The 1815-nt window shown below is 41.5% G+C and carries 1 protein-coding gene; it reads left to right on the forward strand.

Translation table 11 applies throughout. The features are described from left to right. The first annotated feature begins 155 nt into the window (after positions 1-155). On the forward strand, positions 156-1790 hold the full coding sequence (locus ASV53_RS23835) for a GMC family oxidoreductase (protein ID WP_094958968.1): 1635 nt from the start codon (positions 156-158) through the stop codon (positions 1788-1790). Positions 1791-1815: the final 25 nt, after the last annotated feature.

Raw genomic sequence — 1815 nt, forward strand, 5'->3', positions numbered from 1 at the left:
AAATAGATCACCTTTTAAATTTGTTTCATATCGAGTTTTCACTCTAATTCAAAGATAAAGCAGACATTGATCAAAAAGAAATTAGAATTCATCTATTATTAATTAATCGACAACAAGAGAATGAGCTGGCGCTTTTCAAGGATGGAGAAAGAATAATGTTCGACTATATCATTGTGGGTGCTGGCTCTGCCGGTTGCACATTAGCAAACCGCTTATCTGAAGACCCTAAAATAAAGGTTTGTCTAATTGAAGCAGGGCCTAAAGACACTAGCTTTTTAGTGCATGTACCTTTGGGTTTAATAGGCATGATGCATTCAAAGAAAATGAATTGGCGTTATTACACAGACCCAGAAAGTGAATTGAACAACCGTCAGCTATTTTGGCCTCGTGGTAAGACTCTTGGTGGTAGTAGTGCATCCAATGCCATGTGTTACATCCGAGGACATGCTTGGGATTATGATCATTGGGCCAGTCTTGGTAATAAAGGTTGGAAGTACAATGATGTGCTTCCTTATTTTAAGAAAGCACAAAACCAAGTACGAGGAGAAGATGCCTACCATGGTATTGGTGGGCCACTTAATGTTGATGACCTCCGCGTAAAAAACCCGTTGTCAGTTGCTTTTGTTGCTGCAGCCAAACAAGCGGGCCACTATTACAATTCAGACTTTAATGGAGTAGGCCAAGAAGGGGTTGGCTACTATCAAGTTACCCAAATTAATGGGCAACGCTGTAGTTCTGCAGTGGGGTATTTACGTCCAAGCGAAACACGACCTAACTTAGTGGTTATTACCGATGCGTTAACCACCAAAATCTTGTTCAATGGGAAGCAAGCTGTAGGGGTGGAGTATGAAAAGGATGGAAAGCGTGATGTTGTTAATGCGAAGCGCGAGGTCATACTCAGTGGAGGTGCAATCAACAGCCCGCAATTACTGATGTTATCAGGCATTGGTGATCAAACGGAATTGGAAGCATTAGGTATAGATTGCCTTCATCATTTACCTGGGGTTGGTAAAAACCTTCAAGATCATCTAGATACATTGGTAGTGACGCGAGAGAAAACCTTCCATTCTGTTGGTTTTTCCCCCGTTGCCATGCTACGTTCCTTAAAAGGAGCGGTGGATTATTTACTGTTTAGAAAGGGTAATTTCACCACCAATATTGCAGAAGCGGGTGGTTTTGCTAAAACATCGCCCGATCTGTCTGAGCCAGATGTTCAGTTTCATTTCTCCCCTTGCTTTCTTGATAATCATGGCTTGAATTTATGGCAAACAGTCCGTCATGGCTACTCGTTACATGTGTGTAATTTAAGGCCGAAGAGTCGTGGCTGGTTATCGCTGGCGAGTACCAATCCTCACGATGCGGTGAGGATTCATGCAGGTTATTTATCTCACCCTGACGACATTGAAGTGATGCTGAAAGGGATTAAGTTATCACGTCGAATACTTGCACAGAAATCATTTGATGCATTTCGTGGAGTAGAAGTTTATCCTGGTAAAGCCGTTCAGTCAGATGACGAATTACGAGCATTTATTCGCCGTAAAGCAGAATCTATTTATCACCCTATAGGTACCTGCAAAATGGGGGCTGATAATATGGCGGTTGTAGACAGCGAATTAAAAGTACACGGCTTAGTTGGATTGCGTGTTGTTGATGCTTCTATTATGCCAACATTAGTTGGAGGAAATACAAATGCACCAACAATCATGATTGCAGAGAAAGCCTCTGTTGATATTTTATCCAAAGCGGAAATAGGCACACAACAGAAGCAAAAAACTGTCGACATCGTTTAGTTATTAAAAAATAAAGCCTATGAAT

The sequence above is a fragment of the Photobacterium sanguinicancri genome (genome assembly GCF_002265265.1).
GTDB classification, from domain to species: domain Bacteria; phylum Pseudomonadota; class Gammaproteobacteria; order Enterobacterales; family Vibrionaceae; genus Photobacterium; species Photobacterium sanguinicancri.